The sequence below is a fragment of the Lactobacillus sp. wkB8 genome (assembly GCF_000761135.1).
Lineage (GTDB): Bacteria > Bacillota > Bacilli > Lactobacillales > Lactobacillaceae > Lactobacillus > Lactobacillus helsingborgensis.
The window spans coordinates 1,892,946-1,913,983 of the sequence record NZ_CP009531.1 but is presented as its reverse complement, the minus strand read 5'-3'; the positions used below and the strand labels follow the sequence as shown (position 1 = coordinate 1,913,983).

The 21,038-nt window shown below is 35.8% G+C and carries 19 protein-coding genes; 3 read left to right on the top strand and 16 right to left on the bottom strand.

Annotated elements, in window-relative coordinates; translation table 11 throughout:
- Nucleotides 1-30: 30 nt before the first annotated feature.
- From LACWKB8_RS08855 to LACWKB8_RS08840, 4 genes are all read right to left on the bottom strand, one after another.
- Nucleotides 31-1,356, bottom strand: coding sequence for an MFS transporter (locus LACWKB8_RS08855; protein WP_038524811.1), 1,326 nt, complete (start codon nt 1,354-1,356; stop codon nt 31-33).
- Between the two features lie 146 nt (nt 1,357-1,502).
- On the bottom strand, nt 1,503-1,838 hold the full coding sequence (locus LACWKB8_RS08850; protein WP_166484956.1) for a hypothetical protein: 336 nt from the start codon (nt 1,836-1,838) through the stop codon (nt 1,503-1,505).
- A gap of 99 nt (nt 1,839-1,937) precedes the next feature.
- The gene (locus LACWKB8_RS08845) at nt 1,938-3,248 is read right to left on the bottom strand and encodes an NCS2 family permease (RefSeq protein ID WP_038524805.1); all 1,311 of its coding nucleotides are present in this window, start codon (nt 3,246-3,248) and stop codon (nt 1,938-1,940) included.
- Between the two features lie 305 nt (nt 3,249-3,553).
- Nucleotides 3,554-4,861: an NCS2 family permease gene (locus LACWKB8_RS08840; protein ID WP_038524802.1), complete on the bottom strand. Its 1,308-nt coding sequence runs from the start codon at nt 4,859-4,861 to the stop codon at nt 3,554-3,556.
- A gap of 223 nt (nt 4,862-5,084) precedes the next feature.
- On the opposite strand from LACWKB8_RS08840, the gene LACWKB8_RS08835 reads away from it, so the two are divergent.
- The gene (locus LACWKB8_RS08835; protein ID WP_038524799.1) at nt 5,085-5,873 is read left to right on the top strand and encodes a Cof-type HAD-IIB family hydrolase; all 789 of its coding nucleotides are present in this window, start codon (nt 5,085-5,087) and stop codon (nt 5,871-5,873) included.
- On the opposite strand, the gene LACWKB8_RS08830 is transcribed toward LACWKB8_RS08835, so the two are convergent.
- The 5 genes from LACWKB8_RS08830 to LACWKB8_RS08810 form a co-directional block, all read right to left on the bottom strand.
- Nucleotides 5,870-6,718: an amino acid ABC transporter substrate-binding protein gene (locus tag LACWKB8_RS08830; RefSeq protein WP_038524796.1), complete on the bottom strand. Its 849-nt coding sequence runs from the start codon at nt 6,716-6,718 to the stop codon at nt 5,870-5,872. The two genes, LACWKB8_RS08835 and LACWKB8_RS08830, sit on opposite strands and share 4 nt — an antisense overlap.
- Entirely contained in the window at nt 6,719-7,372 is a 654-nt protein-coding gene (locus tag LACWKB8_RS08825) for an amino acid ABC transporter ATP-binding protein (protein WP_038524794.1), read from the bottom strand. It abuts the gene before it with no gap.
- A 15-nt stretch (nt 7,373-7,387) separates the two neighbouring features.
- A complete protein-coding gene (locus LACWKB8_RS08820) occupies nt 7,388-8,029 on the bottom strand; it encodes an amino acid ABC transporter permease (protein WP_038524791.1) in 642 nt (213 codons plus the stop codon).
- 266 nt (nt 8,030-8,295) lie between these two features.
- Nucleotides 8,296-8,985: a deoxynucleoside kinase gene (locus LACWKB8_RS08815; protein WP_038524787.1), complete on the bottom strand. Its 690-nt coding sequence runs from the start codon at nt 8,983-8,985 to the stop codon at nt 8,296-8,298.
- 12 nt (nt 8,986-8,997) lie between these two features.
- A complete protein-coding gene (locus LACWKB8_RS08810; RefSeq protein ID WP_038524784.1) occupies nt 8,998-9,648 on the bottom strand; it encodes a deoxynucleoside kinase in 651 nt (216 codons plus the stop codon).
- Between the two features lie 763 nt (nt 9,649-10,411).
- Here LACWKB8_RS08810 and LACWKB8_RS08805 point away from each other — a divergent pair.
- Nucleotides 10,412-12,040, top strand: a complete 1,629-nt coding sequence (locus LACWKB8_RS08805; RefSeq protein WP_038524781.1) for an ABC transporter ATP-binding protein — start codon at nt 10,412-10,414, stop codon at nt 12,038-12,040.
- Between the two features lie 233 nt (nt 12,041-12,273).
- Here LACWKB8_RS08805 and LACWKB8_RS08800 read toward each other — a convergent pair whose 3' ends face one another.
- The 6 genes from LACWKB8_RS08800 to LACWKB8_RS08775 all read right to left on the bottom strand — a co-directional run bounded on the left by LACWKB8_RS08800 (nt 12,274) and on the right by LACWKB8_RS08775 (nt 18,176).
- Nucleotides 12,274-12,786, bottom strand: coding sequence for an Asp23/Gls24 family envelope stress response protein (locus LACWKB8_RS08800; protein ID WP_038524779.1), 513 nt, complete (start codon nt 12,784-12,786; stop codon nt 12,274-12,276).
- A gap of 24 nt (nt 12,787-12,810) precedes the next feature.
- The gene (locus tag LACWKB8_RS08795) at nt 12,811-12,993 is read right to left on the bottom strand and encodes a DUF2273 domain-containing protein (protein WP_038524776.1); all 183 of its coding nucleotides are present in this window, start codon (nt 12,991-12,993) and stop codon (nt 12,811-12,813) included.
- An 11-nt stretch (nt 12,994-13,004) separates the two neighbouring features.
- Nucleotides 13,005-13,559, bottom strand: a complete 555-nt coding sequence (gene amaP, locus LACWKB8_RS08790; RefSeq protein ID WP_038524773.1) for an alkaline shock response membrane anchor protein AmaP — start codon at nt 13,557-13,559, stop codon at nt 13,005-13,007.
- A 156-nt stretch (nt 13,560-13,715) separates the two neighbouring features.
- A complete protein-coding gene (locus tag LACWKB8_RS08785; RefSeq protein WP_038524770.1) occupies nt 13,716-14,441 on the bottom strand; it encodes a glucosamine-6-phosphate deaminase in 726 nt (241 codons plus the stop codon).
- Between the two features lie 161 nt (nt 14,442-14,602).
- Nucleotides 14,603-16,948, bottom strand: coding sequence for an ATP-binding cassette domain-containing protein (locus tag LACWKB8_RS08780; RefSeq protein ID WP_038524767.1), 2,346 nt, complete (start codon nt 16,946-16,948; stop codon nt 14,603-14,605).
- Nucleotides 16,949-17,084: 136 nt separating this feature from the next.
- The gene (locus LACWKB8_RS08775; RefSeq protein ID WP_038524765.1) at nt 17,085-18,176 is read right to left on the bottom strand and encodes an ElyC/SanA/YdcF family protein; all 1,092 of its coding nucleotides are present in this window, start codon (nt 18,174-18,176) and stop codon (nt 17,085-17,087) included.
- A gap of 215 nt (nt 18,177-18,391) precedes the next feature.
- Between LACWKB8_RS08775 and LACWKB8_RS08770 the strand changes: the two genes are divergently transcribed.
- Nucleotides 18,392-19,072, top strand: a complete 681-nt coding sequence (locus LACWKB8_RS08770; RefSeq protein ID WP_242491927.1) for a CPBP family intramembrane glutamic endopeptidase — start codon at nt 18,392-18,394, stop codon at nt 19,070-19,072.
- 72 nt (nt 19,073-19,144) lie between these two features.
- Here LACWKB8_RS08770 and LACWKB8_RS08765 read toward each other — a convergent pair whose 3' ends face one another.
- A complete protein-coding gene (locus LACWKB8_RS08765) occupies nt 19,145-21,016 on the bottom strand; it encodes a heavy metal translocating P-type ATPase (RefSeq protein ID WP_038524763.1) in 1,872 nt (623 codons plus the stop codon).
- Nucleotides 21,017-21,038: the final 22 nt, after the last annotated feature.

Sequence of the window (21,038 nt, the reverse complement as noted above, 5' to 3'; positions counted from 1 at the left end):
AAAAGACACGCTATTAGAAAAGCGTGTCTTTTATTTCTTTTGGTATTTAGGCGCAGTTTCTGGTGCCCAAAACAGGCAAATGATGAAAGCAGCAAATAAAACGCCGGCGCAAACTAACATTGCTAAATTCGAACCACCTATTTCTGTCAAGATAGGTAATAAAAATGTACCGGCAGCAGCACCAATACGGCTGATTGTGATACAAGTTCCTACGCCACTAGCCTGTACTTTGGTATCAAATAATTCAGTGGGATAAGGATAATCCAGTACCAACCCAGAAGATAAAACAATTGCAAAAATAGAAAAGACAATTATTTTAACCAAAGATGAAGATTGTGGTAATAGCGCAAGAACACTAATTAATATTGCAGATAACAAAAAGTTGCTGATCAAAAAGAAACGTCTACTTAAGTGATTGAAAAGATATATCCCCCAAAAGATGCCTATTAACATGCTAATGTTGTATAAATTTCCCGAAACCTTAGGATTAGTAATATTCATCCCCTGTAGCAAAATAGGTAAGAAAATACTAATTCCAAAGAAGGCAAAAGTTTGACAGGCATAAAAGCTGCCTCCTACTAGTGTACTTCTAATATACTTTTTGCTAAAAAGTATTGTCCAAGAAACTTGCCCTTGCTTTTTAGAGCGTTTAAAGTGACGAGAGATACCCCATTTATGACCTAAAATTCTCCCGATTAATCTGTTTGCAGCTTTAATTTTACCTTTACTTGCTAACCATCCAGGAGAAGGTGGTAAGGGAAAGAAACTACGAAATAGGGCTGTGAACAATGCTGGTATGGCACCAGTTGCTAAAATAATTTGCCAGGTATGTTGACCATATCCTTCAAGATAAGTCCCAGTTAAATACGAAGCAATAAAGCCTAAAACCCAGTAGATTAATAGGTGACTTTGTCGTTTACTATCCTCACCTTTAGGCAGCCATTCAGTTAATAAAGCATTACCCGCTGTATAATCAATTGCCATCATCAGTCCAATGCCAATCCTAATTAAAAAAGTCAGCGCTAAATTGCTTGTAAGGGGATGTAAAAGTGAAAGGATGGCTAATATATACATGTTACTCATCAATAATTGGCTACGACCAATTTTATCGGATAAACGACCGATAAGTGCGCTACTAGATAAACCAATTAGTCCACCAGCACCGATAAGTCCGGTCCACATATCACTAATTTGAATATATTTTGCAGCATTAGTCAGTGCACCGCCAGTAATCCCTAATGAAAAGCCGCAGGTAAATTGGCCCAAAACAATGGCAGTCAATACCCGCAAATGAATTTTTGAAAGTGGCGCCTTTTTATAATCTTTTTTGGCTATTTTTGCCTTTTTTTCTAGCATAGTAATAGATTAAGCAAGCACTGCTCAACCTACTTTATAACATCCCTTTCAATAAATGACTTAACTGTTATCTAACATAACAAATTTTTAGTGTCCGTGCAAAAAACTGGGGAAACCTGGCTTGAAATTTAAGCGCTGTTTATCCATTATTTTTGAAAAACTAAGCCAAATAATACCAATATTAAAGCTGCTAAAAGCCAGATACTGAAATTTACTACTGCTTTTGCCGTATTTTTGTTATCAAGGCTAATGTGATTGATCAAATATTCGCCAGCAAATAGTGTAAAGCTAAAAGTGATGAGCCATAAAATGGCGCAGAGCCTTCCAGTAATGGAATAGGGGAAAAAGGCTGAATTAAAACTGGTTAGTAAAGCAACAAAAAAGAAAGTAGTGGTACCGGCATATTGATTAAACAATTTTTTGGCAGTTTTAGGCATAGTAATTTCGCTTCTTTCGCTGTTAATTAAAATATTATGTTGCATTATAATACTAAACAAACAAAAAATAAATAGTAATTAATTATGTGGAAAATAAAAGGACCACTTCTAAAGAAGTGATCCTTAATAATTGAATTAATAGTTTTACATATTTGTGATTAAGAAAAAGAGCACGAACACAACTAGTAAGACATACATCATTGGTGAAACTTTTTTGGCTTGCTTAGAAGCGATCATAGTAATCGGGTAGGCAATCATACCAAGAGCCAAACCATCTGAAATACTATAAGTTAGTGGCATGCCAACTACAGTTAAAAATGCTGGAAAAGCAATTTCAAATTTGTCCCAGTTAATTTTTTTCAGGTTTCCTGCCATTAGCACGCCGACAATGATCAATGCGGGGGCAGTTACAGTGGTAGGAATAACAGCTAATAGCGGGCTGAAAATCATTGAAATCAAGAAAAAGATTCCTACAAAAATGGCAGTTAATCCGGTACGGCCTCCCATTGCAATTCCCGCACTTGATTCTACTGAAGTCCCAAGTGGTGCTGTGCCTAAGACAGCTCCTTCAACCATTGCCAGCGAGTCGGAAATAAAAGCTTTGCCGATACGTGGAATCTTACCATTTTCATCGACCATGCCGGCTTGTTCTGTCATACCAATCAGAGTACCTGCCGTATCGAAAAATGTAACTAATAAGAACGTTAAAACCACCATAAACAATTGCGGAGTATTAATGTCTTTTAAATGGAAAACAGCTTGCCCAAAGGTAGGGGCAATACTGGGAGCAGTGGCAATAATACCTTTAGGAACAGCGACTTGACCGATAATCACCCCGAACACAGCTGTTACCACCATGCCGATAAAGATTGAGCCGGGAATATTCATAGCCATTAAAATTACTGTTAAGGTTAAACCAAAGAGGGTAATCCAAACAGCTGGTGAATTAAACTTGCCTAAAGTAACTAAATTTGAATCACTGTTTACGATTAATTTACCATTTTGCAAACCAATGAATGCGATAAATAAACCGATCCCAGCTGAAATAGCATATTTCAAATCTTGTGGAATAGCATCAACTACTATTTCACGTAATTTCAAGACTGTTATCAAAATAAACAAGATAGACGCTACTAAAACTGCAGCTAAAGCAGTTTGCCAGTTAATATGCATGCCGCCACAGACATTGTAAGCAAAAAACGCAGCACTACCTAATGTTGGCGCTAAAGCTACAGGATAATTTGCTACCAAACCCATAATGAAACAGCCAATTGCAATTGAAATTGCTGTGACAGTAAACGCTGCTCCTTTATCAATACCAGCTGCGTGTAAAATGTTAGGGTTAACAAAAAGGATGTAGGAGAGACTGACAAACGTGGTTAATGCAGCTATCAATTCACGTTTAACAGTGGTATGAGCATCGTTTAAATGAAAGACTTTGTCTAATGTCGTCATTTTTTCCTCCAAAAATATTTAAATTACAAAAAACTAATATATCTAGTATATAACTTATTTGTACTGTGAGTTACCCGAATAGAGAATATTTCCCAGGAAATACTTGCTATTGGCTAGTTTTGATTAGTATCTTTGTGATTGGTTAAAATAAAATCATTGCTTAATTATTAAAATAAGGCTCCACCAAAATTTAGTGTGCAATAAATCTAGTTTGGGGATTAGATAAATAGTTAGTAACTCTCATAAAAAATGTGTTAAAAAAAGCAAATATATTTTAAATATATTTGCTTTTTTAGAAATTAATTTTAGAAATTCAAAACCCATAAGAAAACTATAAATACTAAGAACAGTATCCACATCATTGGGGTAACTTCTTTAGCACGTTTAGCTGCTACCATACATATTGGATAGGTTATCAGTCCTAAAGCCAAACCATCAGAGATGGAGTAGGTAAGAGGCATACCAATTAGAATTAGGAAAGCCGGCACGGCAATTTCCATTTTATCCCAATGTATGTGTGCCGTATTTTGTGCCATCAGGACACCAACAATAATTAATGCCGGTGCAGTCACGTGAGTGGTAAATAAGCCTAAAAGTGGACTGAATATCATTGATATTAAGAAGAAAATGGCTACGAAGACAGCTGTTAGACCTGTCCGTCCGCCAACCGCAATACCAGCACTTGACTCAACGAAAGCACCGACTGGTGAAGTTCCCAAAATTGAACCAACCATCATAGCTGTTGAATCAGAAGCTAAGGCTTTGCCTACACGTGGCATTTTATTATCTTTCATAAAACCAGCTTGTTGTGCTAAACCGATTAAAGTACCAGCAGTGTCAAAGAATGTAACCAAGAGAAAAGTCAATACAACTACCCACATTTGTAAAGTATTAATATCTTTCACATGAAAAATTGCTTGACCAAATGAAGGAGCAATACTTGGCGCCACTGAAACTATTTTGGTTGGCAAAGAAATCTGTCCAGTTATTACACCAAAAATGGCAGCTAAGACCATACCGATAAAAATAGCACCGGGTACATTTAAAATCATTAAGATAACAGTGACAATTAAGCCAAAAATGGTAATCCAAACGGCTGGATCATGAAGGGAACCTAGTCCAACTAAAGTAGACTTATTTCCTACGATTAAGCCACCGTCTTGCATTCCTAAGAATGCAATGAACAAACCAATTCCAGAAGAAATCGCGAATTTTAGGTCAGAAGGGATAGCGTTGATAATCTTTTCCCTTAACTTAAACATAGTGATCAGAATAAAAATAATTGAAGCAACAAAAACTGCCGCCAAAGCTGTTTCCCATGAAACATGCATACCTACACAGACTGTATAAGCAAAAAAAGCATTGATGCCTAAAGCTGGGGCCTCACCAATAGGATAATTGGCAACTATACCCATTATTGCTGTACCTAATGCACTAGCTAAGGCTGTTGCTGTAAAAACAGCACCTTTATCCATGCCACTAGCGCCCAAAACACTAGGATTAACAAATAAAATGTATGACATGCTGATAAAAGTTGTTAGACCAGCGAGAAATTCAATTTTAACGTTGGTTTTATATTTATCGAGTTGAAAATAACTCTTTATAAAATTCATCTAACCTCTCCCAAATTTATTGTTCGTCTTTTAATATTAATTAGACAACGATTATAGTTTACCATTCATAAAAATAAATGTAAACACGAATTATAAAAGGCAAAAGTATAGCAAAAAGCAATTATTCTCAACTATAAGCCAAAACCGCAAGTTGACCGCACGATAGGATAATCGGTAAAATGAAAATAAATATCATAGATATTGCAGTCCATAAGGAGGAAAAATGGCTAAACTGATTTTTTCGGATATTGATGGTACTTTAATCAATTCAAAGCAAGAAGTTACCCCGAAAACTAAACTTGCTATCCGTCAGCAAATTATTAAAGGCAACGTCTTTATTCCGGTTTCTGCACGTATGCCCCAAGCAATCATGACTGTCGCAGGACAAATTACCAAGTCTTGCCCAATGGTCGCATACAACGGTGCTTTAGTGCTAGATGAGATGGGACAACCACTGAACTCCTGTTTTATGACGGCTGCTAAAGCAGCAGAAATATGCACATACATTGAAAGTAAAAATAATGGTGTCGTTTGGAATGTATATAGTGGCTATAACTGGTATTATTTCCCAGGAAATAATAGGCGAGTTAGAAATGAAGAAGCAATAGTAAGAGTTAAGGCACAACCAAGTTCTATTGCTGAAGTCAAAAAACTTAAGGGTGTGCATAAGATTTTGCTCATGGGGGCCCCAGAATTATTGGATGCCACGCAGAAAGACTTACAGGGTTTGTATCCTGAATTTTATATAGTAAAATCTGCGTCTAACTTGTTAGAGGTTGTTGTTAAAGGGGTCTCTAAAGGACAAGGTGCTAGAGCGATAGCACAAGAATTTGGAGTAGATTTAAAGGACTGCTGGGCTTTTGGTGATAATTATAATGATGAAAAGATGCTTGAAGCTGTTGGCCATCCAGTAATAATGGGAAATGCTCCTGAAAATTTGAAGAAAAAATTTAGAACTACATTAGATAATAATCACGATGGTATTGCCTTAATACTCAATCAATTAAACTAGTTTTTATAAAGTAATGGAGATTCTGCCTTTTTGCCGAACCATTTACGGTCAATTTTTGTAATAGTGCCATTTCTAGCTAATTTGGTCAATGCGTGGTTAATTTTGCGTTTTAAAGTTATATCACTTTTTCTCATACCCACACCAAATTCTTCTTTAGGAAATGGACTATTAATTTGAGTATAGTCTTCTGGATGCTTTTGTCGGGAAATGTAATAGTTGGCATAAGTACTATCAATTAATAAACCTTGAATACGACCGGCATTAAGGTCAATAAAGGCATTTGTAAAAGAATCATAGAGAATTGGCTCATGGTTTTTAATTCGCTTTTTAAAAACCTGTGGATATTGCATTACATCATTGTAGCCGGAAGAACCTGTTTGTACACCCAGCGTCTTACCTTTCATGGCAGCGATCTGATCTATCTTATTTTTTTTAAGGCTTACTAAAACTTGGGTGGAATATAGGTAAGTTTTACTAAAATTAATTTTAGCTTTCCGTTCGGGATTTTTACTAAAGCCATTCCAAATGAGGTCAATCGTACCGTTTTTGAGTTCAGTGGTGTTCATTGACCAATCAATAGTCTGGAAACTAACTTTGATATCATAAAGATCAAATACGGCTTTAGCAAGATCGACATCATAGCCAATTAACTGACCATTCTTTTGCCTAAAATCCATCGGTACAAAAGTATCATCAACACCAACAGTAATGTAACCACGCTGCTTTATGTGAGACCAATTGTCTACCGTATTCGCTTTTCTATTCACTGATACGCCGCTACAAGCAGAAATGAATAAGGTACAAATTAGAGTTATTAATAAAGCCGCAAGGCGCTTAATTTTCACTTACATTACCTTCTTATCATCTAGAGCTTTAACGGTAAAAATCTGATCAGCCACTTGGTGTGCAAATTCCATGTCATGAGTGACAATAATTTGAGTCATTTGGTTGTCGGTTTTTAATTTTAAAATTATTTCGCCCACTTTTGTCCGCAATGCAGGGTCTAAAGCAGATGTGGGCTCATCATAACATAATATATGAGGCTGCATTGCTAATGCCCTGACAATAGCTACTCTTTGCTGCTGGCCACCTGATAATTGGTACGGATAAAGGTTTTCTTTTCCGTTTAAATCAAGCTGTTTTAATAATTTACGGGCTTGCTTTTCAGCTTGACTAGCTGTTTCTTTTAAAACTAACGTAGGCGCAAGAGTTATGTTATCAATGACGGTTAGGTTGGGAAAGAGTTCGTAACTTTGAAAAACGACACCAATAATGTGGTTTTTGCTATCAGGCTCAGCTGGATTAAATTCTTGTCCGTTCCAGAGAAATTTACCGGAATCTATTTTTTCTAACCCACTTAAACAACGTAGTAGCGTGGTTTTTCCAGCACCTGACGGTCCTACAATAGCTAGAATTTGTCTGTCGGGGATAGTGAGATTTAATTTATTGAGTATAAGGCGGGAACCATATTTTTTAGTAATGTTCTTAAGTTCTAGCATAATATTTCCTTTGCATTATTTCCATTTAGCAAAATTGTGTTCGATTTTTTTCAGTAAGAATGATGCAATACCGGTCATCATTAAGTATATTATTCCTACTATTACTAATGGAACCAGTGTTACATCTCTAGCAGTGGCGACATTACCAGCTCGTAATAGTTCTCCCAAACCGATAACATAAACCAGAGAAGTATCTTTTACTAAATTAATGACTTCGTTGCCAATAGAGGGAATAACTATTTTACTAACCTGGGGAATAATAATGTGCGACAAAGTTTGCCAATAGCTTAGCCTTAAAACCCGAGCACTTTCATATTGACCCACCGGTATTGATTGAAAGCCACCACGAAATATTTCCGCAAAATAAGCAGTGTAGTTTAAGATGAAAGCAAAAAGTGCAGCATCGTATCGTTGAAATATAATACCAATGATTGGCAGACCATAAAAAATAAAAATTAGTTGTAAAAGCAGTGGAGTTCCACGCATAATCCAAATATAGAATTTTAGTATTAAGCGCAGTGGCTTAAAGCGAGAAAGTAAACCTAAACTGACGATGATTCCCAGAGGAATAGAAACGATCAAAGTCCAAAAGAACAAGATCAAAGTCATTTTTGCGCCTGTGATTAAAGAGGGCATGATTGAGATGATATAGTCCATTTTCTTCTCCTTTGTATTTAGCTGAGACCGAGTTTAGGTTGGTAACAATAATTGTACATAATATAATTAAAAAAATATGTGAAAAAAGATATGATTTAATAATAACACAAATCTAGCGCCTTATTACTTTTGATTAAACAATCTAAAGCCTGTATTTGGTCAATTTGAGGCTTGATTATTAAATGACATAAAAAATAGTATAACACTAAGTGAAAAAGAACCCCTAGAGTAATAAATAGGGGTTCTTTGAGTAAGCTAACTTTTGTTTATTGTTCTTCTATTTGAATATCTGTTGGTTTGTCCCAAGAGTTGGGTAATTTACCCATTTCTTTTAGCTTGGTAACAATTTGATCTAGTACAACTTCTCTGGCATGTTCGTCAGTCATGAAGTCCAGCTTGTCACCATCAATCTCCATTTTAGGAGAATAATCGTATTTTTCGTACCATGGTTTGTAATAGCGCAAAAGCCGTTTATAGTAATCTTCCAGTGTCGCGTCATAGCTCAGTTGTTCGTATGGTCGACCACGTTTTTGGATCCTTTTAATCATGGTATCGTATGAAACATTAATGTGAACCAGCAGATCTGGGTTTTTCTTTGGCATGTGCTTAAGTTCACCCATCATGTTGTTGAGAAGTTCGTAATATGTATCTACTTCTTCACTTGTTGCGCGCTCAATATCAGCGTTCATTTGGAAGAAAAGGGCATCCTCATAGATTGAACGATCAAGAACGTTGTTATCGTCAGTTAGTGCGTTTTTGATACTACGAAAACGAGTGTTAAGGAAAAACACCTGAAGTAAGAATGCGTATTTTTTAGGATCAGCATAAAAAAGTGGCAAAACTGGGTTATTGTCGACACTTTCGTAAAATGGTTTGGTTCCTAAATATTTAGCTAAAATACTGGTTAGACTGGATTTACCGGCTCCAATTGGCCCGCTTAAAACAATAACTGTCATCACGTTCCTTCTCTATTCTAAATTGCCTATTGCATGCAATTTGTCATCAATCTGACGTAAAACTTCTTTTTTGGCATCTTCATCGCAGATAAAATCGTATTTATCCCCGTCGATTTTAATCTTAGGAGATGCATCATAATTTTCATACCATGGTTCATAATACTTAATTAACCTAGCATAGTAGTCTTTTAAACTAGGATCAGTACTGATTTGTTCAAATGAACGTCCACGTTTTTTAATGCGTTTAAGCATAGTGTCTAAAGAAACGTGAATGTAAATCAGTAAATCAGGCTTTTTGCTGGGATTACCGGGGGTATCTTCCATCATATTTTCAAGTAGACTATCATATATCTTAAATTCAGTTGGATCAGCCACTTTGCTGTCTGCATTCATTTTGAAAAAGAGTGCATCTTCATAGATTGAACGGTCTGAAACACTATTTTTTTCTCGAATTGCTTGGTTAATTTGTGCTAAACGGTGGTTAAGCAAGTAAATGTTAAGCAAAAAAGTATAGCGTTTCATGTCTTGGTAATATAAAGGAAGAACAGGATTATTATCTACTCCCTCGTAAAAAGCTTGTGTACCTAAGTGCTCAGCTAAAATACTAGTTAAACTGGATTTACCGGCTCCAATTGGCCCACTTAAAACAATAACTTGGATCACGTTCTTTCTTAAATATTAAATACAACATATAGATTCTTATCTAGTTTAATACGAGATATAGTGGTATACAAGCAAAAAGTAAATTTAAATTGTGTCTTAAAAGTCAAGTGATTTTGTATAATACAGAATAAAAAATTAAGCTTTGATAAAGTAACTAAATTGTTGCTTAAGTTGAATGTTACACGTGGAACTAAAATTAAAAATTAACAAAGCCAATTTTAAAATTCGGACTGGAAAGTCTTAATTTGCTAGGGCATGTTAGCGATATTATTAGGTATCAATCCCTTTAGTCCGTACTTTAATTCTTTTAATGCTGTAATAAACAATAATTCCTGGTTTAAATTGATTTAATTATGATAGATGATTTTGCGCTTATAAAGCAGAATATTTTGCCTTTTTTCAGTCCCAAAAAATTGTTCGTAATATTTATATACTGCCGTGATAAGCCAACTCTAAACTAAAAAATTAAAAATAAATTGCATTTATGTTAGTAAAAACATAAAATGATAAGTAGATTATAAAAGAAACAGCGAATACTTCAAATAAAAAGGTATACTGACATGTTTCATGTTGTAAATGATACGACGGGCTTTTTAGGAAGAATACAAAAACTATTAAAACTTCCAATAATAATTAAATTATTTAAGAGTCTGCAGCTTTGAAATAGGTCAAAGATTAATGTTCTTTGCAAACTGTTTCTCTCAGGAAGATATGTCATTTTAGTATTAACCCTGAAAATAGGGATTTAGACGGGAAGTAAATCATGGACAACACTGTAGCAAAATTTTCGCTTTGGACCTACGTTAAACGTAATTCAGGTATGTATGTGATTCTGGCCATTTTATATTTTGGGCGGAATTTAGGGCAAATTGGTGCCAGCATTTTTCAAGGTAATGCACTTACTGCTTTGACACAGCACAGTTTAAAGGGCTTTATTGTTGATACAGGTTTAAATTTGCTTAGCTGGGGCTTTTTCCTAATTTTCTTTTTTTGTAGTTCACGGTATTCCGCTGTAATCATCAAGGCCGTCGATAATTCCATTAGGAACGCATTAGCCCATATAATTGGTCGCCAAGAGTATGAAGGCTTTAACAAACACACGGAAGCTGACTATGTCTCTTGGTTTACTAATGATATTAACCAAATTAATCAAGATGGCTTTTTCAGTTTAGAGCAAACATATAGCAGTGCACTCTTAGGTATTATTGCCAGTGTCATCCTGCTTTCTTATCATCCGCTCTTATTTGTCACCACTTTGGTTTTTGCTGTTGTTATGATTTTATTTCCCCGTCTTTTTAAGAAAAAATTGGAGGAGTTATCGCAAAAGCAAAGTAGTCAAAATGAAGTGTTAACGGCAAAAGCAACCGATGCTCTTGAGGGTTTTGTCAACCTGCTCACGCTTGGTCAACAAAAATTGCTCAATAAGATAGTCTATGCGGCATCAGATAAAGCAGGACAGGCTCGGGTTAATTACATCACGGAAATGTCCTTTTCTAATTCACTAATTAACCTGATAAGTATATTTGCTCAAACTATTTTAACCGTTGAATCTGGATATCTGGCCTTTCACAACCAGCTTCCTATCGGTGCCATTATAATTGTTGGCTCATTGTCTGGTAACGTTTTTGGTAGCTTGACAGGAATCAGCATATATCTGACTTCAATTCGGGCCGTGCAGCCTATTTTTGACAAGTACAATAAACTAACTAATGCGCAGAAGAAGACAGGGGACAAGGACGTTGCTCCTTTGACCCAGCAAATTGCATTTAGCGATCTTTCGTTCAGCTACCCCAATAGTGATAGACCGATTTTAACGAATGTTGCTGGCAGCATTAAGCGAGGCGAACGGGTAGCTATTGTTGGTCCATCAGGCTGCGGTAAGTCGACCCTGGTAAAATTAATCGGCGGTTTACTAACTGGGTACCAAGGTTCGCTTACTTGGGATAATGATGAATATCGCGAACTTAATTTAAGTTCGCTGCACAAGCAGATTGCTTACATTGACCAGTCCGCGTATATTTTTGATGGCAGCCTGCGCTATAACATCACTTTAGATCGCGAGGCAACAGACAAAGAAGTCAACGCTGCAATTACGCACGCCGGTCTCGAAGAATTTGTTGCAGATAATGCCAGCGGTCTTGACACTGTTTTAAAGCACGCCGGTAACAATATTTCAGGTGGACAAAAGCAGCGCATTGCACTAGCACGGCAACTGTTGGGTAACCCGCAAGTTATTCTGGCCGATGAAATTACCTCTGCAATCGACGAAAAAGATGGACAAAAAATCGAACAGAGTCTGCTTGATTTGGACAACATAACGTTAATCTATATTTCCCACCATTTGCGACCTGAAATCAAAAAGCAGTTTGATCAAGTAATCGAATTGGGATGATAGAATACTACATTTAATGACCTGTTAAAAAGCTGTGAAACTCTAATCTTTTAGATTATGGGCATAGTGTTTTATGCAAATGTGGCTATTACCTAAAATTCTACAGAAATAAAAAGAGGGCCTAGCTCTAAAGTTGGGGCTGGCCTTCTTTTTGCATGATATTGTAATGGTCTATTTTTAGTTACATGCCACTATATAAGTTACTTCCAATTTGTCGATTGAGATTGAAAATACTATTTAACTCTATTTTCTTTCTTCTTTTCCTCAACTTTATCTTGAGCTTTGTCTTTTTGATCGCTGATTTTATCCTTAGTGTCGTTAGCAGCACCGGTGATACGGTCCTGTAAGCTGACAGAATCTTTTTCATGCTGCTCTTTAGTTTTAATATCAACTACAGTAACGTTGACTTCAACTGTATCAAGACCGGTCATTTCTTTGACTTTTTCTTGGATCTTTTCTTTAATTTGATCATATAGTTTGGTAATGTCTACGCCATATTCTGCAACGATCTCAATATCAACGGCTACTTGCTTTTTGCCTACTTCAACATTTACACCTGAAGTGACGTCATCGCTATTAACTATTTTATCAGCAATATTTGAGAAAAAGCCGCCGTTAACTGTTAAAAGACCTTTAATGTCAGATAAGGCAATACCCACGATTTTTTGAATCACCTTTGAATCATATTTTAGATCGCCTTTAACTTCAGGTTTTGAACTTCCTTGATTTGAACTTGATTGTACCATATTGCATATACTCCTTATATTAAATTATTTATTCTGCAACATCTTTTTAAATACCGGCCAGTAATGACCAACTAAAAAGCCACAGACTAACATTACAATGACGAAAATAGTTTTGAAAAATCCCAGTACCAAAAAGCAAAATGCCAGTAACAAACCAATTACAGCACCGCTTATTTCTGGGAGGTATTTTTTATATTCTTCTTTCATCTTAACCTCCTTTATTGAACGCGCTTCTCAGGTTTAGCCCCTTTGTGATAATTGGTAAACTTGATGTTAATTTTTGGCTTTTGTTCAATTCCCAGCAACTGCTTTAGATTCTTTTTCAATTCTTCAAGGTATTCATCAAGTAGAGCAGAAATGTTTTCACCTGCACCAAGGTCACCGCCAATTTTGATTTTAATATGGCGTTTTGTTAACTTGGAACTAACTTTAGCATTATTTAGGTAAGGTAAATCAGCAAGTGAATTCATTACAAAGCTGTTGATAGCTTTTGAGGTGACTTTAACTTGACCATCACGTTTGTGAATTAGATTAAAGTATCTTTGGACTGGCCAGAATAGGATGACAAATAAACTGATAATTAGTATTATAAAGATAATTGCACTAATACCAATTAAGTACCATGTAAAGATGGGATTAAGAGAACCTAAATGCGGTAATTTAATCCTTAAATATTTTTGCCAAAAAATGCTGGTTTCCCATAATAGGTAAACGGGAATTGGTAGCAATAATATTATGCATAGTACTAATAGCCATTTCTTAATTCTTTTCAACTTATCACCATCCTCTCAGTGTTCACCTTAATAATAATACTGATTATTTTAACAGACTAATAATATGCTCCATATATATACATTAACAGTTTGCAATTTTTTACAAACAAAAAGCGGTGCTTTACGGCACCGCTTTTATTTGCAAAAACGAACTGATTATTTTTGATATTTAGCACTTAACTTGCTTGCTGCAGCCTGATCAACAATTACAGTGACATTTTGATGTTGTTGCAAAACTGAAGCAGGTACATCTTCTGTTACTGGACCTTCAACCATTTTAGCCACAGCATCAGCTTTATTGTCGCCAAATGCCATTACCACAATTTCTTTTGCAGACATAATGTTAGCTATTCCCATACAAATTGCAGTCTTTGGCACATCATCAATGTTATCAAAGAAACGTGAGTTAGCTTTAATGGTATTGTCTGTCAGTTTTACTTCGTGGGTAACGGAATCAAATGATGTTCCCGGTTCGTTAAAGGCAATATGTCCATTTCTACCAATGCCTAATAACTGGATATCAATTGGATTCTCTGCAATTATCTTGTTGTAATCGTCTGAAGCTCCTTTAGGATCCTTGATTGCTTTAATACCATCTGGAACATAAGTCTTCTTAAATGGCTTTTCATTGAATAAGTATTTTTGCATAAAGTAATGGTAGCTTTGGTCATTGTCAGGAGCTAAACCAACATATTCATCAAGGTTGATGCTGATTAGGTTACTGGTATCCATGTCACTCTTAATCCATTCTTGGTATAAAGCAACAGGTGTAGAGCCAGTTGCTAAGCCAATGACTTTGGCACCATTAGCGATACTTTTTTCAAAAATTTCAAAACCCTTTTTACTACCGTTAGACTTATCACTTGTAATAATTACTTTCATTTTATTTACGCCTCCATGTTTGTTAACTTAATTATAAATTGGTATATGCCAATTTGTCAACTGGTATAAAGTGCATTAATTACTATTTTTTAAATATAAAAAGAGTTCAATTAATGTTACATGTGAAACACACGTTAATTGAACTCATTAGCAATTATTAATTATTCACTTCTTAATGCGATTGCTGCATCCTTTTTGGCTGCCATCCGCGCAGGCAAATGTCCACCAAGCATTGTCAAAATAGTGGAAATAATAACTAATACCACTGCGTGCACCGGATTTAGCTGTGCCACATTAGATAGGTCCGTAATGGAGTAGAGAACAGAGTTAATCGGGAATACCAGCAGCCAGGCAATGAATACGCCTAACACGCCGGAAAAGATACCTAATATAAATGTTTCTGCATCAAAGACACGGGTGATATCTTTTTTGCGTGCACCTAAGGCCTTCAAAATACCAATTTCTTTGGTTCTTTCCAATACAGAAGTATAAGTTAAAATTCCAATCATGATCATTGAGGTTACTAAAGAAATAGCGGCAAAAGCAACTAAGACAGTAGTAATACCATTTAGCAATCCACCAGTCATTGAAGTTACAGCGCTTGACATGTCGGTATAGATAATTTTATCTTGTTTCTTTTTGCCCTTGTTCCACTTATCTAAATAATCAAGCACCTTGTCTTTAGCATCAAAGTCGTTAGGATAAATCATGATACTGGTTGGAATTGTGGAACCACCAATTGACTGCATCATTTGCTTCTTTTCCCGTGCATTCATATTTTGACCAGTCATCACATTTTGAGTGGTTTTCTTTTGTGCTTTTACTATTGCTGAATTCTTATTTTCCTTAATAATATTTTGTACCAGCTGATCACTGTAGGCAATTCCAGAGGATAAAAGAGCCATAGAATTTTCGTTTTTAGGTCGGATGACGCCAACAATTCTGAGAGTAGTTTTACTATTCTCATACATAGAATTGCTTACTTTTTGTGGTATGAACATTCCAGTAGGCAGTTTTTGATAATAATCATTGTTAGCGACAATTTTAAATTTTTGCCCAACTAGCTTCTGGTATTTTAACCTTTCTCCTGTTTTAACTTTTAAACCAAGGTTTTTAAGGATGTTAATATTTAGCTTGTTTTTGTTGTCAGTCACTAAAACCAGGTCAGTGGACTTATCTGGCCAAACACCAGACAATAATTGGTAATTTTCTTTTAAAAAATTGTTTTTGCTTTTTCTTAGAGTAGTAGGAAAGATGGAAGAACCCAGACCAGTGGCACTAATTGCCTGCATGCGCATCTGAGCAGCAGCCTGTGAGCTGTTAGAATCAGCGGAGATTGGCGAAAATTGCACAGACTTAACTTTGTGATTTTTACGCGTTAAAATATTTAAATTAACGCCGCGCTGATATGAAATGCTGTTGGCATAATTAGGATTGATCTTTTTAACGTAATTAACGTATTTTTGATCAATTTTGTTTTGGTGAGTTGACTCTTGCAGCCTATCTTTTTCAATTGTGATATAGCCGTGATTTTTGACATTTTTATTAGATTCATTGCGGTCTTGAACATTGCTGGCATCCGTAGCAGTTTGATTGATGGTAACAGGATATTTAGCCAGTGCTTTGCTCATCGTCGTGTCAATCTGTTTTTGAAAACCGTTAGACAAAGCCAATACAACTGCAATAGAAATAATGCCGATACTTGAGGCAAAGGCAGTTAAGGTGGTTCTGCCTTTTTTGGTCATGATATTGGTAAAGCTTAATTTAATAGCATTCCAATAGGACATTTTTGTCCGTTTTAATTTAAAAGTATCTTTTTCTTTTTCAGGAGTGAAGGGGTTGGAATCATTTAAAATTTTGCCGTCTTTAAAATTGACGATTCTGGTTGCATATTCTTGAGCGAGCTCTGAATTATGGGTAACCATAACTACTAGGCGGTCTTTTGATAGCTCTTTGATTAGTTTCATGATTTGCTCGGAAGTTTTGGTGTCAAGAGCACCTGTAGGCTCATCGCAAAGCAGAATATCAGGATCGTTTGCTAAAGCACGGGCGATAGCAACTCTTTGCATTTGTCCACCAGAAAGCTGGTTAGGGTTTTTAGAAATATGATTCTTTAATCCAACTTGCGTTAAGGCATTGACTGCCCGCTGATGTCTTTCCGCAGCTGAAACGCCAGACAGATTCATTCCTAATTCGACGTTAGCAATGATTGATAAATGTGAAATCAGATTATAATTTTGAAAAACAAAACCAACGGAATTGTTCCGGTAAGCATCCCAATCTGTTTCTTTAAAATTCTTAGTGGATTTACCATTAATGATTAGATCACCACTATCATAGCGATCGAGTCCGCCCACAACGTTTAAGAGCGTTGTTTTACCAGAACCACTAGGTCCTAATATTGCGACGAATTCCTGGTTACGAAAAGATATGGAAACATCATCAAGTGCATGGGTGACAGTATCACCGACATGATATGATTTACGTAAATCTTTTAACTGCAGCATGTCTTTTTCTCTTTCTTTTTAATAATTAATTAATAACAGATAGTTTAACATTTATAAAACCGCAAAGCCAAAAGAAGTTATTTTTAAGAGCAAACTTTATTTTTTCTAATGATAATAATAGTGCTAATTAAATTTTTTAATGAATAAGACCAGTTAAATCAAATAAAGCGTAAATAATGAAGAAAAGAATAATTAAGAGGATGGCAACAATGTGCCTTTTCTTTTTTAAGAGTAAAACTGCCGCAAACTCGCGCACAATAGCATTAGGTAGAAAATAGAAACGAGTATAGCAGCCTACGCCATTTGCGTTTAAGCCCGCTGCTTTAGCATAAAGGGAAGCCCTGAAAATGTGATAGTTATTACTGAAAAACTTAGCTCTGTAGTCTTTACTCCCAAAATCTTTTGCTGCCACTTGGGCAGAAAACTTCATATTTTGGAAAGTATTTTTGGAATGATCTTCAAGTAAGATTTGGTTAGGCTCAATCCCCCTTGCGATAGCATATTCGGTCATAGCTTGGGCCTCAGAAACTTTTTCATCTCCGCCTTTACCACCGGACATGATCAGTTTAGGCATTTTTCTTCCCTTAGTAACTTGCTTTTGAGCATATTCAATAGCGCGATTAATGCGACTCGCTAACAATGGGGTAACAGTTTCACCGTGAGAAAGTCCTGCTCCTAAGACAATTAGGTAGTCTTGATCATACTGTCTTGGTACAATTTGATAAAGCGTGAGATTGACTAAAAAATCATAGGCAACAAAAAGTAAATAATCTAAGGCACCAGTAGGGGCATACAAAAGAATTCTTACCCAAGAAGGCAGATTTCTAAAGGGACCAATCAATGCAATGAGCCAAATAACTATTATTCCGATACCAATAAATAAAGTTAAGAGGTTAGATAGAGTATGACTTTCCCTTTTCCATACAATGTAGGCATTCCATAAGAAAAACAGCCATGAAAAAGCCGCCATCAAAGTTATTGCCGCTATAAACAGCACTATTATAATTTCATAAGCTAATATAAGCGGTCGAATACTGGTAGATAAAATCATCACTGTCAGCCAAACACCTAGCATCAGTAAAAAAATGGTAAATAAAATACCATTAAGTAATCTGCGTGGTTCTTTTAACCATGAAATTAAAAATACTGCAAAAGATGTCAGCATAATAAGCGATAGAATTATAAAAGAGCGGTTTTGGTTTAGTATTTCAAAAATTCTGATCATAATATCCTACCTTAGATGTTAAAACTAAGTCTATTATAATAAAGATGAATAAAAAGTCCTAGTAAATTAAAATATGATAAAATAATAAAGTTATTTCCCGGGAAATAATCTAGTAGGCAATATTTTGTTTCAAGCCGGTTTTAATAAATTGGTGGCACATGCCATGAAAACCTACTGTTAACTGACTATTCTGGTTTTAATATGAAAAGGGTGTAAACATGATGAAGAAATTTTTTTATTTCTTAGGCAATATAATTACTATGATTGCTGCTTTTATAATCTACAGCTTCGTACAACAATTTTACTTTTACCCTTTTAAATTAAAAAAAAGACTAGGATTAACTAGTTCTTCTTTTGTTATTCTGGTACTGGCAATTACGGTTATAACTCTGTTATTAGTCTGTTTCCTGTATCACATGCAATTAAAGCAAAGTAACAATTGGAACTACAATAGCAGACCACACTGGCATTTCAAGAAAATATTGATTGCTCTTTTAGGAACATTCATGCTGATTATTTTCAGTGCGGTCGTTCAATTTGCTTTGGGACTAGGTCTTGAACAAACTTCCACCAATCAAAATTTGCTTGATCAAATTTCCCATCAGTCAGGTTATTTCTATCCAGTAATGGTTATTTTAGTGGGACCGATGTTTGAGGAACTCATCTTTCGTGGATTATTCTTCAATACTTTCTTTAAAGAAAAGAACAAATTAAATAAGTGGCTGGGGATAATTCTAAGTGGTTTTATTTTTGGCTATGTTCATGATCCTGGATTAACTAAATACATATTAGTTTATTGGGCACTAGGCTGTGTATTAGCATGGGTCTACACAACCACCAGGGATTTGCGCTATTCAATGCTGTCACACATGCTTTTTAATTCGCTAGGTTTTGTATAAAAAAGCCTGATAAGTTTGCATCAGATATTAAATGCAATTTATCAGGCTTTTTAGTTGAAAACATTTTAAAGTTTACTTAGAGGCTTTAATACCGGTTTGTTCAGGATTTTTAGGAGTGGTTTTTGCTAATAGCGCAAGGCTGATCGAAATCATATCAACAACTTCCTGTAGAATTGCTCCCCAAAAAGCAGGAATAATACCGGTAAAAGCAATCAATTCGATAATAACTACTATCGTAATTGCGGTTAAAACATCAATGTTAGCAACCTTCATAGTATGCTTGGATATTGCCACTGCATCATTAATTTTTGATAAATCATTAACCATAATGATGGCATCCGCGCTTTCACTGGCAGCAGAAGCACCTTTTGCTCCCATAGCAATACCAACATCAGCAGCTGATAGACTAGGTGCATCGTTGATACCATCCCCCGTCATTACTACTGGTCTATCTTCATTTTTGACATCTCTAATAGCAGCAATTTTTTCAGCTGGTAATAAGTCGTAACGGATATCAGTAACACCTACAGACTGACCAATTTTATTAGCGACATCTTTATGATCTCCGGTTAACATCATGATGTGAGCACCGCTTTGACGCTTCAAGCGTGCTATTGTTTCTGCACTTTCCGGACGAACCTGATCCTTAAAGGTAATGCAACCAGCATACTTGTTGTCAATTGAAATGTAAACGGCAGTGGCGTTGACTGGAGCAGTTGTCGTTTCAGGGCTAACATATTGTAATTTACCAACTTTGACTAAATGATTTTCTACCATGCCACTGATTCCTTGACCGGTAGCTTCTTTAATATCTGTTGCTGGTTTTAAAAGTTTTTTATCAGCTACATTTACTAATGAATTGGCAATAATGTGGCTAGACTGTTGTTCTACACTGGTAGCATAGCTTTGCAAAGTTTCAGGACTAAAAGCAGCACCATTATTTGCTGGAATGATTTTATCAATTACCAGCTGGTTTTCTGTTAAAGTGCCTGTTTTGTCAAAAGCAAATGTTTTAGCCGTAGCTAATTTTTCTAAAGTAGGACCGGACTTAACTATGATGTGGTGTTTTGACATTGAACTCATGCCTGATACTAAGGCTACAGGTGCAGCTATTAATAAAGGGCAAGGTGAGGCAACAACCATAACTTCCGCAAAGTTAACAGGATTGCCAGAGTGAATCCAGGCGGCAATTCCGATTGCCAAGGAAATAATTGTAAAAGGTACAGCGTAACGGTCAGCCATTTTAACAAATTTTGCTGGTTGTGCTTGTGAAGATTCAACTAGTGAAACAATTGTTTGATATTCTGAATCACTGGCTTTTTTGGTAACGGTCATTTCTACTGCAACACTACCATTAATTGAGCCGGACATGAGCTCATCACCAATTTTTTTGTTAACAGGTACTGATTCGCCTGTTAATGATGACTGGTCAAAACTTGATTCTCCGCTAACGACTTTACCATCAACTGGAACTTGTTCACCGGGCTTAATCAGAACGTGATCCCCAATTGCTAACTGGTCAACATCAACAGAAACCAATTCTTGATTAACAATTTTGTTGGCAATCGTTGGAGAATTGCTTAAAAGGGAGCGCAATTCTTTATCTGCTTGTCCAGTAGCATAATCTTCCAGTGTTTGACCACCCGTCATCATGACCAAGATCATCCATTCGGCCCAAATATCACCTATTAGTATTGTAGAAATTACAGCAATCACGGCTAAAATGTCAACACCATAACGTCCTGACTTAAAGTCGCTAGCAATTTCACATAATAAGGAAATTGCCATCATAATACCAATAATATCAATCAAAATTGCTTGAATGGGGAACTGTAAACTGCCTAACTGAAACAGGCTTTTTGCTTTTAAACCAATTTGGCAAAACAACCCAATAATTCCAACGACTAGCACCAGAATAAATTTCCATTGACGTTTTAAACTCATTAATTGCTTCCTCCTAAAAATA

Bases quoted from the DNA above. Each gene is read 5' to 3' on its own strand.
- LACWKB8_RS08855 (WP_038524811.1), bottom strand. From the start codon at position 1,356: ATGCTAGAAAAAAAGGCAAAAATAGCCAAAAAAGATTATAAAAAGGCG.
- LACWKB8_RS08850 (WP_166484956.1), bottom strand. From the start codon at position 1,838: ATGCAACATAATATTTTAATTAACAGCGAAAGAAGCGAAATTACTATG.
- LACWKB8_RS08845 (WP_038524805.1), bottom strand. From the start codon at position 3,248: ATGACGACATTAGACAAAGTCTTTCATTTAAACGATGCTCATACCACT.
- LACWKB8_RS08840 (WP_038524802.1), bottom strand. From the start codon at position 4,861: ATGAATTTTATAAAGAGTTATTTTCAACTCGATAAATATAAAACCAAC.
- LACWKB8_RS08835 (WP_038524799.1), top strand. From the start codon at position 5,085: ATGGCTAAACTGATTTTTTCGGATATTGATGGTACTTTAATCAATTCA.
- LACWKB8_RS08825 (WP_038524794.1), bottom strand. From the start codon at position 7,372: ATGCTAGAACTTAAGAACATTACTAAAAAATATGGTTCCCGCCTTATA.
- LACWKB8_RS08820 (WP_038524791.1), bottom strand. From the start codon at position 8,029: ATGGACTATATCATCTCAATCATGCCCTCTTTAATCACAGGCGCAAAA.
- LACWKB8_RS08815 (WP_038524787.1), bottom strand. From the start codon at position 8,985: ATGACAGTTATTGTTTTAAGCGGGCCAATTGGAGCCGGTAAATCCAGT.
- LACWKB8_RS08805 (WP_038524781.1), top strand. From the start codon at position 10,412: ATGGACAACACTGTAGCAAAATTTTCGCTTTGGACCTACGTTAAACGT.
- LACWKB8_RS08800 (WP_038524779.1), bottom strand. From the start codon at position 12,786: ATGGTACAATCAAGTTCAAATCAAGGAAGTTCAAAACCTGAAGTTAAA.
- LACWKB8_RS08795 (WP_038524776.1), bottom strand. From the start codon at position 12,993: ATGAAAGAAGAATATAAAAAATACCTCCCAGAAATAAGCGGTGCTGTA.
- LACWKB8_RS08785 (WP_038524770.1), bottom strand. From the start codon at position 14,441: ATGAAAGTAATTATTACAAGTGATAAGTCTAACGGTAGTAAAAAGGGT.
- LACWKB8_RS08780 (WP_038524767.1), bottom strand. From the start codon at position 16,948: ATGCTGCAGTTAAAAGATTTACGTAAATCATATCATGTCGGTGATACT.
- LACWKB8_RS08770 (WP_242491927.1), top strand. From the start codon at position 18,392: ATGATGAAGAAATTTTTTTATTTCTTAGGCAATATAATTACTATGATT.
- LACWKB8_RS08765 (WP_038524763.1), bottom strand. From the start codon at position 21,016: ATGAGTTTAAAACGTCAATGGAAATTTATTCTGGTGCTAGTCGTTGGA.